Annotated in this window: 12 protein-coding genes; 2 read left to right on the top strand and 10 right to left on the bottom strand. The window is 71.6% G+C overall.

Features of this window, described 5'->3' with window-relative positions; all coding sequences use genetic code 11:
* Nucleotides 1-46: 46 nt before the first annotated feature.
* From IE182_RS14120 to folC, 10 genes are all read right to left on the bottom strand, one after another.
* On the bottom strand, nt 47-1,981 hold the full coding sequence (locus tag IE182_RS14120) for a TIGR03960 family B12-binding radical SAM protein (RefSeq protein ID WP_190110138.1): 1,935 nt from the start codon (nt 1,979-1,981) through the stop codon (nt 47-49).
* 71 nt (nt 1,982-2,052) lie between these two features.
* Nucleotides 2,053-3,591 carry a CYTH and CHAD domain-containing protein gene (locus tag IE182_RS14115; RefSeq protein WP_190110137.1) on the bottom strand — a complete coding sequence of 513 codons (1,539 nt, stop codon included), beginning with the start codon at nt 3,589-3,591 and terminating at the stop codon, nt 2,053-2,055.
* A gap of 51 nt (nt 3,592-3,642) precedes the next feature.
* Entirely contained in the window at nt 3,643-4,842 is a 1,200-nt protein-coding gene (gene rodA / locus IE182_RS14110) for a rod shape-determining protein RodA (protein WP_190110136.1), read from the bottom strand.
* On the bottom strand, nt 4,839-7,067 hold the full coding sequence (gene mrdA / locus IE182_RS14105) for a penicillin-binding protein 2 (RefSeq protein WP_190110135.1): 2,229 nt from the start codon (nt 7,065-7,067) through the stop codon (nt 4,839-4,841). The genes rodA and mrdA overlap by 4 nt, the downstream gene beginning before the upstream one ends.
* Before the next feature lie 61 nt (nt 7,068-7,128).
* Nucleotides 7,129-7,830, bottom strand: a complete 702-nt coding sequence (gene mreD, locus IE182_RS14100; RefSeq protein ID WP_190110134.1) for a rod shape-determining protein MreD — start codon at nt 7,828-7,830, stop codon at nt 7,129-7,131.
* A gap of 3 nt (nt 7,831-7,833) precedes the next feature.
* On the bottom strand, nt 7,834-8,766 hold the full coding sequence (mreC, locus tag IE182_RS14095; protein ID WP_190110133.1) for a rod shape-determining protein MreC: 933 nt from the start codon (nt 8,764-8,766) through the stop codon (nt 7,834-7,836).
* Between the two features lie 144 nt (nt 8,767-8,910).
* Entirely contained in the window at nt 8,911-9,930 is a 1,020-nt protein-coding gene (locus IE182_RS14090) for a rod shape-determining protein (RefSeq protein WP_004950903.1), read from the bottom strand.
* A gap of 284 nt (nt 9,931-10,214) precedes the next feature.
* Complete coding sequence (ndk, locus tag IE182_RS14085) at nt 10,215-10,628, bottom strand: nucleoside-diphosphate kinase (RefSeq protein ID WP_190110132.1); 414 nt, start codon at nt 10,626-10,628, stop codon at nt 10,215-10,217.
* Nucleotides 10,629-10,723: 95 nt separating this feature from the next.
* A complete protein-coding gene (locus tag IE182_RS14080; RefSeq protein ID WP_190110131.1) occupies nt 10,724-11,074 on the bottom strand; it encodes a DUF4233 domain-containing protein in 351 nt (116 codons plus the stop codon).
* Nucleotide 11,075: 1 nt separating this feature from the next.
* Nucleotides 11,076-12,614, bottom strand: a complete 1,539-nt coding sequence (folC, locus tag IE182_RS14075) for a bifunctional tetrahydrofolate synthase/dihydrofolate synthase (protein ID WP_373303555.1) — start codon at nt 12,612-12,614, stop codon at nt 11,076-11,078.
* A 154-nt stretch (nt 12,615-12,768) separates the two neighbouring features.
* Between folC and IE182_RS14070 the strand changes: the two genes are divergently transcribed.
* The gene (locus tag IE182_RS14070; RefSeq protein WP_190110129.1) at nt 12,769-13,983 is read left to right on the top strand and encodes a sensor histidine kinase; all 1,215 of its coding nucleotides are present in this window, start codon (nt 12,769-12,771) and stop codon (nt 13,981-13,983) included.
* Nucleotides 13,980-14,807 (top strand): response regulator transcription factor, encoded by an 828-nt coding sequence (locus IE182_RS14065; protein ID WP_190110128.1) that lies wholly within the window; start codon nt 13,980-13,982, stop codon nt 14,805-14,807. The genes IE182_RS14070 and IE182_RS14065 overlap by 4 nt, the downstream gene beginning before the upstream one ends.
* Nucleotides 14,808-14,862: the final 55 nt, after the last annotated feature.

Below are 14,862 nucleotides of genomic sequence, written 5' to 3'. Positions count from 1 at the left end.
TCCGGCAGGGCCCTCGTTCGCATGCGCGTACTACTTCATGCGTGTGTTACTTGACGACCGACAGGGGCAGCAGCTTCTTGCCCGTCGGGCCGATCTGGATGGAGGTGTCCATCTGAGGACACACGCCACAATCGAAGCACGGCGTCCAGCGGCAGTCCTCGACCTCGGTCTCGTCGAGGGCGTCCTGCCAGTCCTCCCAGAGCCAGTCCTTGTCCAGACCGGAGTCCAGGTGGTCCCAGGGCAGGACCTCCTCGTACGTGCGCTCGCGCGTCGTGTACCAGGGGACGTCCACGCCCTGCTCCGGCAGCGTCTGCTCGGCGCACTTCATCCAGCGGTCGTAGCTGAAGTGCTCGCGCCAGCCGTCGAAGCGGCCGCCGTCCTCGTAGACCGCGCGGATGACCGCGCCCACGCGGCGGTCACCGCGCGAGAGCAGGCCCTCGATGATGCCGGGCTTGCCGTCGTGGTAGCGGAAGCCGATCGAACGCCCGTACTTCTTGTCGCCGCGGATCTTGTCGCGCAGCTTCTCCAGGCGGGCGTCGGTCTCCTCGGCGGAGAGCTGCGGCGCCCACTGGAAGGGGGTGTGCGGCTTGGGCACGAAGCCGCCGATGGAGACGGTGCAGCGGATGTCGTTGGACTTCGACACCTCGCGGCCCTTGGCGATCACGTTGACCGCCATGTCGCCGATCTGCAGCACGTCCTCGTCGGTCTCGGTGGGCAGGCCGCACATGAAGTACAGCTTCACCTGGCGCCAGCCGTTGCCGTAGGCGGTGGAGACGGTCCGGATGAGGTCCTCTTCCGAGACCATCTTGTTGATGACCTTGCGCATGCGCTCGGAGCCGCCCTCGGGGGCGAAGGTCAGACCGGAACGGCGGCCGTTGCGAGTCAGCTCGTTCGCCAGGTCGACGTTGAACGCGTCCACGCGGGTCGACGGCAGGGAGAGGCCGATCTTGTCCTCTTCGTACCGGTCGGCCAGGCCCTTGGCGATGTCACCGATCTCGGTGTGGTCGGCGGAGGACAGCGACAGCAGGCCGACCTCCTCGAAGCCGGTGGCCTTCAGACCCTTGTCCACCATCTCGCCGATGCCGGTGATGCTTCGCTCCCGCACGGGGCGCGTGATCATGCCGGCCTGGCAGAAACGGCAGCCGCGGGTGCAGCCGCGGAAGATCTCCACCGACATCCGCTCGTGCACGGTCTCCGCGAGCGGGACCAGCGGCTGCTTCGGGTACGGCCACTCGTCGAGGTCCATGACGGTGTGCTTGGACACGCGCCACGGCACGCCGGAGCGGTTGGGGACGACGCGGGCGATGCGGCCGTCGGGCAGGTACTCGACGTCGTAGAAGCGCGGGACGTACACGCCGCCGGTCTTCGCCAGGCGCAGCAGCAGCTCGTCACGGCCGCCGGGGCGGCCCTCGGCCTTCCAGGCCCGGATGATGTCGGTGATCTCCAGGACCGCCTGCTCGCCGTCGCCGATCACCGCGCAGTCGATGAAGTCCGCGATGGGCTCGGGGTTGAACGCGGCGTGGCCGCCGGCCAGGACGACCGGGTCGTCGATGCCGCGGTCCTTGGACTCCATCGGGATGCCGGCGAGGTCCAGCGCCGTGAGCATGTTGGTGTAGCCCAGCTCGGTGGAGAAGCTCAGGCCGAAGACGTCGAACGCGCCGACCGGCCGATGGCTGTCCACGGTGAACTGCGGCACCTTGTGCTCGCGCATGAGCTCTTCGAGGTCCGGCCACACGCTGTAGGTGCGCTCGGCGAGGACGCCCTCGCGCTCGTTGAGGACCTCGTAGAGGATCATGACGCCCTGGTTGGGCAGACCGACCTCGTAGGCGTCCGGGTACATGAGGGCCCAGCGGACGTCGCACTCATCCCAGGGCTTGACGGTGGAGTTCAGCTCTCCGCCGACGTACTGGATGGGCTTCTGTACATGCGGGAGGAGGGCTTCGAGACGCGGAAAGACCGACTCGACCGACTCGACAGGCATTCGGAATGTCTCTCGTGAGCGGGCAGGGGTGACCCTCAAGAGTAACGTGCCCGCCGGGGAACCCCGACGGCTCAGCCGGACAGCCCCTCCCGCCAGCGCTCCTGCGACGCCCGTTCCCACACCTGCGGCAGCTCCCGCTCGTCCCGTTCCGCCTGCCGTTCCTCCCGGCCGTAGAGCAGACCGAAGGTGAAGGCGGACTCCCCCGCCAGCGCCGCCTGGGCGGCGATCGCGGCGAGGGCGGTGCGGGCCATGATGCTGTCCTGGTGGTCGCCGAGCAGGCTCTGGACGGCCTTCATCTCCCGGGCGAACTTCTTCGCCGGCTTGCCCAGGGCCGGCACCGCCGCCTCCGCGGCGTAGCGGACGCGCTTGGCGGCCTTGCGGGCGTCGTGCAGGGCGGTGTCCCGCCCGGTGCCGGGGTCGGTGGCGAGGGCGTGCTCGACGCGGGCGGCCAGGCGGGCGTAGTCGCCGAGGACGGCCTTGGCGAGGACGGGGGCCGCCGGGCGCGCGGCGGCGGGGCGCAGGGGCGGGTCGGCGAGGAGGGCGTCGAGGCCGTCGAGGAGCGCGAGGTAGCGCTCGCCGTCGAGGACGGCGGTCAGCCGGCGGCGCGTCTCGATGCGGCGGCGGCCGGACCAGATGCGCAGGCGGGCGCGGACGGGGCCGCGGACCAGGGGGCGGGGCAGTTCGTCGAGGCGGTCGCGCAGGCGCTCGACGAGGACCTCGCGGTCGCGGTCGACGCCGAGCTCGCCGGCCAGCCATTTCAGTTCCTCGCCGAGCGGGTCGGTGACGCGGCGGTCGAGGACCTTGCCGAAGGTGCGGAAGGCGCTGCGCAGCCGGCGGGTGGCGACGCGCATCTGGTGGACGGCGTCCTCGGTGCCGCGGCGGGCGCCGGGGTCGAGGGCCGCGATGGCTTCGACCTGGTCGCGCACGTAGGCCAGGACGTGCCGGCCGGCGTCGTCCTTGGACGAGGGCCGCCGCCCGCTGCCGGGCTCGGGGAGGTGCGTGCCGGTCTCGGCCAGGGCGCGCGCCAGCTTGCTCGGTGCCTTCGACGGGCGCAGCCCGGCCGCGCGCAGGTGTGGTTCGAGGGCGTCCAGCAGGGCCGGGTCGCCGCCCTGGGCGAGTTCGACCTCGACCTCGGTCCAGGCGGTGCTCCCCTCGCCGCCGGTGAGCCGGGTGGCCGTGACCTCGTCCGTGCTGGCCTCGGCCAGCAGCGTGCCCTGCTCGTCGAACAGGTGCCGCACGTCGCGGCGGGAGACGAGGCGGATCAGCGGCACCAGAGGGGCGCGGCGGGTCCGGGAGCGGACGAGGGACGCCAGCGAGCGGGGTACGCCGGCGCTCAGCGGGGCGCGGAACTCGTCCCGTACCCCCGGGGCGACGGGCAGCTTGACGTGCCAGCCGGCGTCGCTGCCGCCGGTGCGGCGGCGGAGGGTGATGCCGGCTGCGGCGAGGCGGTGGTCGGCGGTGTCGTAGTAGACGGCGTCCAGTTCGACCGTGCCCCGGTCGGCGACGCGGGCGACGGGCGGGGCTCCGCTCAGGTCGGGGAGCCCGGCCGCGCCGCCGGTATCGCCGCCGGCTTCGTACTTCCGCTCGATCTCCCGCACGGTGTCCGCCATGACGCCGAATCTAGTGCGCGGTCGCCGGGCCGACCAGGGCGATTTCGCGTCCTAGGCGGACATCGGGCGCTGTGCCTTGATCGACTGGAGGAGTCCGACCGCTATCCACGCCGCGAACATCGACGAGCCTCCGTAGGAGACGAACGGCAGCGGGAGCCCGGTGACGGGCATGATGCCGAGCGTCATGCCGATGTTCTCGAAGCTCTGGAACGCGAACCAGGAGATGATGCCGGCCGCCACGATCGTTCCGTAGAGCTCGGTGGTCTCGCGGGCGATGCGGCAGGCGCGCCAGAGGACGACGCCGAGCAGGAAGATGATGGCGCCGGCGCCGACGAAGCCGAGTTCCTCGCCGGCCACGGTGAAGATGAAGTCGGTCTGCTGTTCGGGGACGAACTGGCCGGTGGTCTGGGAGCCGTGGAAGAGGCCGGAGCCCGTGAGGCCGCCCGAGCCGATGGCGATGCGGGCCTGGTTGGTGTTGTAGCCGACGCCGGCGGGATCGAGGGCGGGGTTGGCGAACGCGGCGAAGCGGTTGATCTGGTACTCGTCGAGGACGCCGAGCTGCCAGACGAGGACGCAGCCGATGACGCCCGTTCCGACGAGGCCGACGATCCAGCGGTTGGAGGCGCCGGAGGCCAGCAGCGCGGCGAGCACGATGATCACCAGGACCATGACCGAGCCGAGGTCGGGCATCAGCAGGATGATCACGATGGGCAGGGCGGCGAGGCCGAGGGCCTCCATGACGGTGCGGTGGTCGGGCTGGCGCCGGTCTCCGGCGTCGACCTTGCCGGCCAGCAGCATGGCCATGCCCAGGATGATGGTGATCTTCGTGAACTCGGACGGCTGGATGGAGAAGCCGCCGCCGAGCTGGATCCAGGAGCGGGCGCCGTTGATGGTGGCGCCGAGCGGGGTGAGCACGGCCAGGACGAAGAGCACGGAGATGCCGTAGAGGATCGGCACGGCGCCGCGCAGCGCCCGGTGGCCGACCCAGACCGCGCCGAGCGCGAGGGCGAGGCCGATGCCGGTGTTGAGGATGTTGCGGAGCAGGAAGTAGTAGGGATCGCCCTGGTTGAGCTCGGTGCGGTTGCGGGTGGCGGAGTAGACGAGCAGGGTGCCGATGGCGGACAGGGCCAGGGCCGCGAGCAGCATGACCCAGTCGAGGCGGCGCAGCACGGAGTCGCGGGCGGTGAGCCGGGACCAGGTGCCGCGCTCGGGGGTGAATCGGCGGACGCGGTAGCCGCCGGCGGTACTCACCGGTCCTCGTCCTCCTTCCGGGACGGGGACTGCTCCGGCGAGGGCGGTCCGTCCGAGGGCGGGGCCGAGGAGCCGTCCGAGGCGGACGCCGAGGGGCTGTCGGACGCGGAGCCGGAGGGGCTGGGCGGGGGCGAGGCGATGGGCTGGGCCTCGATGGTGCCGTCCTTCTCGATCTTCGGCAGCCCGGTCTGGGGGTGCGGCAGGAGGGCCTTCTTCTCGTCGATCTTGCCCTTGTCGTCGACGCCGTAGAGGCCGTTGTAGATCTTGCGCACGGCGGGGCCGGAGGCGCCGGAGCCGGTGCCGCCCTGGGAGATCGTCATGACGATCGTGTAGTCGGCGGTGTAGGTGGCGAACCAGGACGTGGTCTGCTTGCCGTAGACCTCGGCGGTGCCGGTCTTGGCGTGCATGGGGATCTCGTTCTGCGGCCACCCCTGGAACCGCCAGGCGGCGGTGCCGCGGGTGGCGACGCCGGCGAGGGCCGCGTCGATCTGGTCGCGGGTCCTGCCCTTGAAGGGCAGCCTGCCGTGGGAGGTCGGCTTGATCTCGCGGATCTCCTTGCCGTCGCTGCTGATGACGGCCTTACCGACGGTGGGGTTGTAGAGGGTGCCGCCGTTGCTGATGGCGGCGTAGATGGTGGCCATCTGGATGGGGGTCACGAGGGTGTCGCCCTGGCCGATGGAGTAGTTGACGGAGTCACCGGCGCGCATGCGCATGCCGGACTCGCAGTTCTCCTTGGCGATCTTCCCGGCGTAGCTGTCGTCCTTGTCCCCCTGCTTGCACCAGGTGTCCTTGTTGGCCTCCCAGTACTTCTTCTTCCACTCGCGGTCGGGGACGCGGCCGCGGACCTCGTTGGGGAGGTCGATGCCGGTCTCCTTGGCGAGGCCGAACTGGTGGGCGGTCTTGTAGAACCAGTCGGCGGGGTTCTTGGGCTTGTTGCCGCCGTCCTTCTGCCACTGCCGGTAGGCCAGGTCGTAGAAAACGGTGTCGCAGGAGACCTCCAGCGCCCGGCCGAGGTTGATGGAGCCGTGGCTCTGGGACTCGAAGTTCTTGAAGACCTGGCCGCCGATGTTGTACGAGCTCGAACAGTTGTAGCCGTCGTCGAAGGCGTACCCGGCGTTGACGGCGGCCGTGGTGGTGATGACCTTGAAGATGGAGCCGGGGGCGGCCTGCCCCTGGATGGCGCGGTTGAGCAGCGGGTAGTTGGAGTCCTTGCCCGTGAGTTCCTTGTAGTCCTTGCCGGAGATGCCGCCGACCCAGGCGTTGGGGTCGTAGGTGGGGTTGGAGGCCATGGCGACCACCCGGCCGGTCTTGGACTCCATCACCACGACGGCGCCGGCGTCGGCCTTGTAGGGGACGCCGGTGTTGCGGTCGATCTCCTTGCGGGCGTCCTTCATCGCCTGGTCCAGTTCCCGTTCCGCTATGGCCTGCACGCGGGCGTCGATGCTGGTGACGACGGCCGCGCCGGGCACGGCCTTGTCGCTCTTGGCCTTGCCGATGACGCGGCCGAGGTTGTCGACCTCGTAGCGGGTCACGCCGGCCTTGCCGCGCAGCTCGGTGTCGTACTGCCGCTCTATGCCGGAGCGGCCGACCTGGTCGGAGCGCAGCAGGGGGGAGCGGCCGTTCTTGGCCTTGGCGATCTCCTCGTCGCTGACGGGCGAGAGGTAGCCGAGGACCTGGGCGGTGTTCGAGCCGCCGGGCCCGGCGTAGCGGCGTACGGCGGTGGGCTCGGCGGTGATGCCGGGGAAGTCCTCCTGCCGCTCGCGGATCTGCAGGGCCTGCTGGGTGGTGGCCTCGTCGGTGATGGGGATGGGCTGATAGGGCGAACCGGCCCAGCAGGGCTTGGGAGTCTTGGCGTCGCACAGCCGGACCTTGGCGGCGACGTCCTCCGGCTTGAGGCCCAGGACACCGGCGAGACGGGCCAGGACGGTCTTGCCCCTGTCCTTTATCTTCATCAGGTCCGTGCGGCTGGCGGAGACGACGAGCCGGGTCTCGTTGTCCGCGAGCGGCACGCCGCGGGCGTCGAGGATCGAGCCGCGGGTGGCGGGGGCGACGACCTGCTGGATGTGGTTGTCGGCGGCCTCGGCGGTGTACTGGTCGCCGTTGCGGATCTGCAGGTACCACAGGCGGCCGCCCAGGGTGAGCAGCAGCGAGAAGACCAGGATCTGGATGACGACCAGCCGGATCGTGATGCGCGAGGTGCGTCCGGTCTCGGGGAGGTTGCTCACGCGGTGCTCCCTGCGCGTCCGGGTGCGGGGGCGGTGGCCGCCCCTCGGAAGAGTGCAGTCCTCAAAGCCGCTTGACCCCCTTGAGCCGCTGCTTCCTCCCGGGCCTGGCGAGCAGGCTGGTGCTCTGGACGCCGATGCGGCTCTTGCGTCCGCCGAGCCGGCCCTTGCGGTTCATCCGGCCGGTCCGGAAGCTGCCGGCGGTCGTCCGCCGGTAGGCGCCCTCGCCGCCGGCGGTGGCGGTGCCGTCCCCGGTGAGCGGGTCGCCCGTGGTGCGCCGGGCCGCGGCCATGATCAGCGGCACGGTGAAGGGGGCGAGCAGCAGGTCGTAGAGGGCGGCGGTGAAGACCAGGCCGCTGAGGCCGACGTGCCGGGCGGCGGTGTCGCCGACGAGGGCGCCGACGCCCGCGTAGAGCAGGGTGGAGGCGATGGCCGCGCCGACGACGGCGACCATGGGCACGGTGGCCGAGCGGAGTTGGCCCTTGTCGGGCCGGGCGAGGCCGACGAGATAGCCGATCACGCACAGGACGAGGGCGTAGCGGCCGGTGGCGTGGTCGGCGGGGGGCGCGATGTCGGCGAGCAGGCCGGCGCCGAAGCCGATGAGGGCGCCGGCGGTGTGCCCGTGGACGAGGGCGAGGCCGACGACGACGAGCAGGAGGAGGTCGGGGACGGCGCCGGGGAGGTGGAGCCGGGCGAAGACGCTCACCTGTACGACGAGGGCCACCACCACGAACGCGGTCGAGAGCAGGATCCGGTTGAGGCGCATCGGTCAGTCCTGGGGCTTGGCGCTCGGGGAGGGGGTGACGGTCACGGTCACGGTGGGGGCGGGCTTGGGGGCCTCGGGCTTGGGCGGCAGGACGCTGTCGCGGGGGTCCTCGCGGGGCGCTTCGACGACGACGCCGACGAGGTCGAGCTTGCTGAAGCCGACGAAGGGGCGGACCTGCAGGGTGCGGGTCAGGCCGCCACCGGCGGGCTCGACGCGGGAGACCTCGCCGACGGGGACGCCGGGGACGAAGGGCTTGTCCTTGCTGGAGCCGAAGGTGACGAGGCGGTCGCCCTCGTGGACGACGGCCTTGCCGTTGAGCAGCTCCACGCGCAGCGAGCGGTCGCCCTGGCCGCCGGCGAAGCCGATCTCGCCGGTCTTCTCCATCCGGGTGCCCACGGTGAACTTGGGGTCGCTGGCGAGCAGGACGGTGGCGGTCGTGGGGCCGACGGTGGTGACGCGGCCGACGAGGCCGTCGCCGTTGAGCACGGTCATGTCGCGCTTGATGCCGTCGTTGCTGCCGATGTCGAGGGTGACGGTCCAGGAGAAGCCCTGCGCGGCTCCTATGGCGATGACCTGGGCGCCCTTGATGCCGTACTGGCCGCGGCCGGCGGTCTTGAGCATCGCGTCGAGCTCGCGGAGCCGGCCGCGGTTGCGGACGTCGCTGCCGAGCTTCTGCTTGAGGGCGGTGTTCTCGCGCTCCAGCTTGCTGATGCGGTCGCTGCGGTCGCCGGAGTCGCGGACGGCGGCGATGGCGTCGCCGACGGGGTCGACGGCCGCGGCCACCCCCTCCTCCACCGGTCCGAAGGCCGAGGCGGCGGCGTGCCGCACGCCGTCGAGCGGGGACTGCTCACCGCCGCGGATGTCGACCGTGATCAACGCGAACGCGATCGCGATCAACAGCACCAGCAGCAGCCGGCTCTCTCGTGTGTCCCTCACGTGCGGCGGCGTGCCCTTCTCGTCGGACCGCCGGGCTGCGGGTCCGGACGGTCATCGGGAGCGTTCTGCCTGTATATCAGGTTGTTTCGGCGGCTTCGGCCCGCCGGGGGGCCGGGGCGCCACGGGGTGCGCGGCGCCGTGCCGTCACCGGCGCGGCTGGGCGTCGAGGACCTGCTGGAGGGCCTCGAACTCCTCGACGCACTTGCCGGAGCCGAGGGCGACGGAGTCCAGCGGGTCCTCGGCGATGTGGATGGGCATGCCCGTCTCGCGGCGCAGCCGCTCGTCGAGGCCGCGCAGCAGGGCGCCGCCTCCGGTGAGAACGATGCCGCGGTCCATGACGTCACCCGACAGCTCGGGCGGGCACTTGTCCAGGGTCGTCTTGACGGCGTCGACGATGGAGTTGACGGGCTCCTCGATGGCCTTGCGGACCTCGGCGGCGGAGATGACCACGGTCTTGGGCAGGCCGCTCACGAGGTCCCGGCCACGGATCTCGGTGTGCTCGTCCTGTTCCAGGTCGTACGCCGAACCGATGGTGATCTTGATCTGCTCGGCGGTGCGCTCACCGAGGAGGAGGCTGTACTCCTTCTTGATGTGCTGGATGATCGCGTTGTCCAGCTCGTCACCGGCGACCCGGATGGACTGCGCGGTGACGATGCCGCCGAGGGAGATCACGGCGACCTCGGTGGTGCCGCCGCCGATGTCGACGACCATGTTGCCGGTGGCCTCGTGGACGGGCAGGCCCGAGCCGATGGCGGCGGCCATGGGCTCCTCGATGATGTGCACCTGGCGGGCGCCGGCCTGGGTGGACGCCTCGATGACGGCTCGGCGCTCGACGCCGGTGATGCCGGAGGGCACGCAGACCACGACGCGCGGGCGGGCCATCCAGCGGCGCTTGTGGATTTTGAGGATGAAGTAACGGAGCATGCGCTCCGTGATCTCGAAGTCGGCGATCACGCCGTCCTTGAGCGGACGGACCGCAACGATGTTGCCCGGGGTTCGGCCGATCATCTTCTTGGCCTCGGCACCGACCGCGAGGATCCCACCGGTGTTGGTATTGATCGCGACGACTGACGGCTCGTTGAGAACGATCCCGCGGCCTCTGACGTAAACCAGCGTGTTGGCGGTCCCGAGGTCGACTGCCATGTCACGGCCGATGAACGACATGTTGTTCCCCATGAGGATACGTCTGGCCTTCCCAGGTTGAGCGATCGCTTACTTGAGGTCGGCAGGTGTGGTGCGCTGCGGGGCGCCGAGGCTTCATCGTAGTCTCGCCCACTCGAACGCGGCGCGAGGGTTCCTCCGCCATTGTCGGCGGAACACGAGCTGGCCCCAGTAATGGTGACGTCGTGTCGGAGTGAGAGGTTCCCTCGTTCGGCACGCATATGCCAAGGGCGACCGAAAAGAAATCGGTCGCCCTTGATCAGAATGGGCGTTCGCCTGATGAGGTATCAGGCGAGGCCGGGAAAGAAAATCTTGATTTCCCGCTCTGCGGACTCCGGGGAGTCCGAAGCGTGGATGAGGTTCTCGCGCGTGATGGTGCCGAAGTCCCCGCGGATGGAGCCGGGAGCGGCCGCGATCGGGTCGGTCGGGCCGGCCAGCGCACGGATGCCCTCGATGACGCGCTCGCCCTCGACGACCATGGCGACGACCGGGCCCGAGGACATGAAGCCCATGAGCGGCTCGTAGAAGTCGCGGCCGACGTGCTCGGCGTAGTGCTGCTCCAGCGTGGCGCGGTCCAGGGTGCGCAGCTCCAGCGCGCTGATCGTCCAGCCGGCCTTCCGCTCGATGCGGGCGATGATCTCGCCGGTCAGCTGACGGCGGACCGCGTCCGGCTTGAGAAGGACGAGGGTGCGCTGGCTCATACTGCGGCTCCTTGCAGGCAGGCGAACGATTGCGGTGGGGCGAAGGGTACAGGGACGCCCCCGCCCACCGGCAACCGGACCACGGGGCTACGGGACTACGGGGCCTCCGCCGCGGCGGCCGCGGCGGCGAAGCGGGCCTTGGCCTCGTCGACCTTGCGGCCGAAGTGGACCGAGGCCCACCACAGGCCGGCGAACACCACGCCCAGGATGAACATCATCGGCACGACCAGGCCGCTGGCGATCAGGCCGAGCTGCAGCAGCCAGCCCAGCTGGACGCCGCCGGGCCGGGTGAGCATGCCGCACAGCAGCACGCTCAGCACCATGGCGCTGCCGCTGACGGCCCAGACCGTGCCCGTGGACAGGTCGGAGGTCTGCATGGCGACCAGGCCCGCGAAGCCGATGACGAAGAATTCACCGATCAGGGTGCTTGCACAGAGCGTCCGCATGTCAGCCCCTCCCCAGCAGCAGCCGGGCCTCGCCGACCGTGATCACCGAACCGGTCACGAGGACGCCCGCGCCGGCGTACTCGCTCTCCTCCTCCGCGAGCGTGATCGCGGCCTCGATGGCGTCGTCCAGGCGCGGCTCGACCTGCACCCGCTCGCTGCCGAAGACCTCGACGGCCAGGGCGGCGAGCTCGTCGACGTCCATGGCGCGCGGGGTGGAGTTCCGGGTGACGACGATCTCGGCGAAGATCGGCTCGAACGCCTCCAGCAGGCCGCGCACGTCCTTGTCGGCGCTGGTGCCCACGACACCGATGAGGCGGCTGAAGCCGAACGCCTCGGTGATGCCGTCGGCGGTGACGCGGGCGCCGGCCGGGTTGTGGGCGGCGTCGAGCACCACGGTGGGGCTGCGGCGCACGACCTCCAGGCGGCCCGGCGAGGTGACCGAGGCGAAGGCGCGGCGGACGGTGTCGAGGTCGAGGATGCGGGCGTGCTGGGAGCCGATGCCGAAGAACGCCTCGACCGCGGCCAGGGCGACGGCGGCGTTGTGCGCCTGGTGGGCGCCGTACAGCGGGAGGAAGACCTCCTCGTACTCGCCGCCCAGGCCGCGCAGCGTCAGCAGCTGGCCGCCGACGGCGACCTCGCGGGAGACGACGCCGAACTCCATGCCCTCGCGGGCGACCGTGGCGTCCACCCCGACGGAGTGCTTGAGCAGCACCTGCGCCGCGTCGACCGGCTGCTGGGCCAGCACGACGGTGGCGTCGGACTTGATGATCCCGGCCTTCTCGGTGGCGATGTCGCCGGGCGTGGAGCCGAGCCGGTCGGTGTGGTCGAGCGCGATGGGGGTGACCACGGCGACCGTGCCGTCGACGACGTTCGTCGCGTCCCACGTGCCGCCCATGCCGACCTCGACGACGGCCACGTCCACGGGGGCGTCCGCGAAGGCGGCGAAGGCCATGCCGGTGAGGACCTCGAAGAAGGACATCCGGTGGTCCTCGCGCTCGTCGACCATCTCGACGTAGGGCTTGATGTCCCGGTACGTCTCGATGAAGCGCTCGGCGGAGATCGGGGCGCCGTCCAGGCTGATCCGCTCGGTCACGGACTGCACGTGCGGGCTGGTGTAGCGGCCGGTGCGCAGGTCGAAGGCGGCCAGCAGGGCCTCGATCATGCGGGCGGTGCTGGTCTTGCCGTTGGTGCCGGTGATGTGGATGGCGGGGTAGGCGCGCTGCGGCTGGCCCAGGATGTCCATCAGGGCTTCCATGCGGACCAGCGACGGGTCCAGCTTGGTCTCGCCCCAGCGGCCCGCGAGCTCCGTCTCCACCTCGCGCAGCGCCCGGTCCACCTCGGGGTCCTCCGGACGGGCGGGCACGCCGTCGCCCTGTGGGGGGCCGGCCTGGGCCCGCAGGGTACGGCTGCCGGCCTCGATCACGGCCAGGTCGGGGTCGCGGTCGGTCTCGGCTTCGACGATCTCCTCGAACCGGTCGTTATCGCCGGGTTCGCCGGATTCGTTGTCACCGTGCTCGTCGTTCAGGGGGCGCTCGCTCACGCCGCCCAGTCTACGGACCGGGGGCACCGGCGGGGCCGGGGCACCTCCGGCGACACGGAGAGCGGGCCCGGCCGCTTTGGCATACGGTTTTTCCGGAAGATCCATTGAAGGTCCGTTGCGCGAGGTTTCGGCGGGTGAGAGCCGGGTGAGAGCCATGGGGTCCGAGGACCGGGACCGGCTCCGGGCGGTCCTGGAGGCGCTGCCCGCGGGCGCCCTCCTGCAGAGCCCGGCCGACGAGGTACTGGCCGTCAACCGGAAGTTCGTCCGCATGTTCGACCTGGAGGGCCGGGTCGACCTCTCCCCCGGCGCCCCCATGGAGCCCGTCGCCCCGCTCGTACGGGCCTTCTTCGCCCCCGGCCACTTCGGCCCCGGCACCCCCGGCGGGATCCTCTCCGGCCGCCACGTCCACCGGGTGGCCGAGATCCCGCTCACCGATGGGCGCGTGATCCGCCGCCAGGTCGAGCCGCTCCGCGACGGCGGCGCCTACCTGGGCTCCCTGTGGGTCTTCGCCGACATCAGCGACGCCAAGCGGCGCGAGCGCGACCTGGAGCGCGACAACCGCACCCTCACCGAGCTGGCCCGGCAGCGCAACGCCTTCACCGCCGCCGCCTCCCACGAGCTGCGCACCCCCCTCACCTCGATCAGCAGCTTCGGCGAGCTCCTGGCCGACCCGGCCTTCGGCAGCCTCACCACGGAGCAGGCGTCCTTCCTCGACGCCATCCGGCGCAACGCCGAACGGATGCAGCGGGTGATCTCCGACCTGCTGCTCACCACCCGGATGCGGGCCGCCGGCCCGGAGCTGGAGTTCGCCCCCGTGGACGTTCCGCGGACGCTGGAGGCCGCCGTCATGGACCAGATCGACGCCATCGGACGGGCGGGGCTGTTCACCGTCCTCGACTGCGCGCCCGGACCCGCCCTGCGCGGCGACCGCCACCGGCTCCAGCACGTCCTCGGCAACCTGCTGGAGAACGCCGCGAAGTTCACCCCGCCCGGCGGGCGGATCACCGTGACGGCCGCGCCCAGGGGCGTCCACTGGGACATCGAGGTCGCCGACACCGGCATCGGCGTCCCCGAGCACTCCCGCCACGAGATCTTCACCGGCTTCGTCCGCGCACCCAACGCCCGCACCGGCGGCTACCCCGGCACGGGCCTGGGCCTGGCCATCGCCCGGACCGTCGTCGAACAGCACGGCGGCACGATCACCGTGGGCGGCCGGGAGGGCGAGGGCGCGGTCTTCCGCATCCGCCTCCCGCTCGCGGGGCCGCCACCGGCGCCGTCGGGTGGGCAGCTGGTCGTGGGGGGTGGGGGCGGGGTGGCCGACGAGCCCGGAGCCGCGGCGGGGCCGGGCGGGGAGGGGGCGGCGCCGTGACGCGCATCCTCCTCGTCGAGGACGACCCCGACCTCGCCCTCGCCCTGCGCGTCCTGCTCACCCGTGCCGGCTACCAGGCCGTGCACGCCGACAACGGCCGCGACGCCCTGCGACTGCTGTTCGCCGAACGGCCCGGCCTGATGCTCCTCGACATCGGCCTGCCCGGCCTCGACGGCTGGGAGGTCCTCGAACGCACCCGCGACATGAGCGACCTGCCCGTGCTGCTGCTCACCGCCCGCGGCGCCGAGACCGACCGGGTGCGCGGCCTGCGCGCCGGCGCCGACGACTACCTGCCCAAACCCTTCGGCAACGACGAGCTGCTCGCCCGTGTCGAAGCACTGCTGCGCCGCAGCGCGCCCACCCGCTGGGCCGGCGACTCCTACGGCGGGGACGGACTGCGGCTGGTGCCCGAGCGGCGCTCGGCCGTCTGGCAGGGGCACGAGGCGCGGCTCAGCGACATCGAGTACCGGCTCCTGCAGGTGCTGGTCCGCAACCGCGGCCGGGTGATCACCACCGACCAGCTGCTCGACCGCGTCTGGGACGACCCCGAGGGCACCGGCCGCGAACGGGTGAAGTTCGCGGTGCTGCGGCTGCGGCGCAAGCTGCGCCAGGCCGCCGGGGACGAGGCCGCCGACCCCCTGGAGGCCGTACGGGGGCTGGGCTACCGCTACCGGGCCGAGGGCGCCGCCGCGGACGACGGCGCCGCCGCGCACCACGGCTTCGAGGGCGGCGGCGTCTTCGGCGGCGGGCCGGAGGGCGACGGCCCCGGAGGCGGCGGGCCCCGGGGCGGTGGCCCCGGAGGCGGGGAGGGCGAAGGTCCCTGACCCCGCCGGGACCAAGGTCCCGGATCGCATCTTCGCAACCGTCCGGCAACCGAAG

This window comes from Streptomyces cinnamoneus, assembly GCF_014650495.1.
Classification (GTDB): domain Bacteria; phylum Actinomycetota; class Actinomycetes; order Streptomycetales; family Streptomycetaceae; genus Streptomyces; species Streptomyces cinnamoneus.
This window is presented reverse-complemented; position numbering and strand designations above follow the sequence as displayed.

Bases quoted from the DNA above. Each gene is read 5' to 3' on its own strand.
- IE182_RS14120 (WP_190110138.1), bottom strand. From the start codon at position 1,981: ATGCCTGTCGAGTCGGTCGAGTCGGTCTTTCCGCGTCTCGAAGCCCTC.
- IE182_RS14115 (WP_190110137.1), bottom strand. From the start codon at position 3,591: ATGGCGGACACCGTGCGGGAGATCGAGCGGAAGTACGAAGCCGGCGGC.
- mreD (WP_190110134.1), bottom strand. From the start codon at position 7,830: ATGCGCCTCAACCGGATCCTGCTCTCGACCGCGTTCGTGGTGGTGGCC.
- IE182_RS14090 (WP_004950903.1), bottom strand. From the start codon at position 9,930: ATGTCGTTCATCGGCCGTGACATGGCAGTCGACCTCGGGACCGCCAAC.
- ndk (WP_190110132.1), bottom strand. From the start codon at position 10,628: ATGAGCCAGCGCACCCTCGTCCTTCTCAAGCCGGACGCGGTCCGCCGT.
- IE182_RS14080 (WP_190110131.1), bottom strand. From the start codon at position 11,074: ATGCGGACGCTCTGTGCAAGCACCCTGATCGGTGAATTCTTCGTCATC.
- IE182_RS14070 (WP_190110129.1), top strand. From the start codon at position 12,769: ATGGGGTCCGAGGACCGGGACCGGCTCCGGGCGGTCCTGGAGGCGCTG.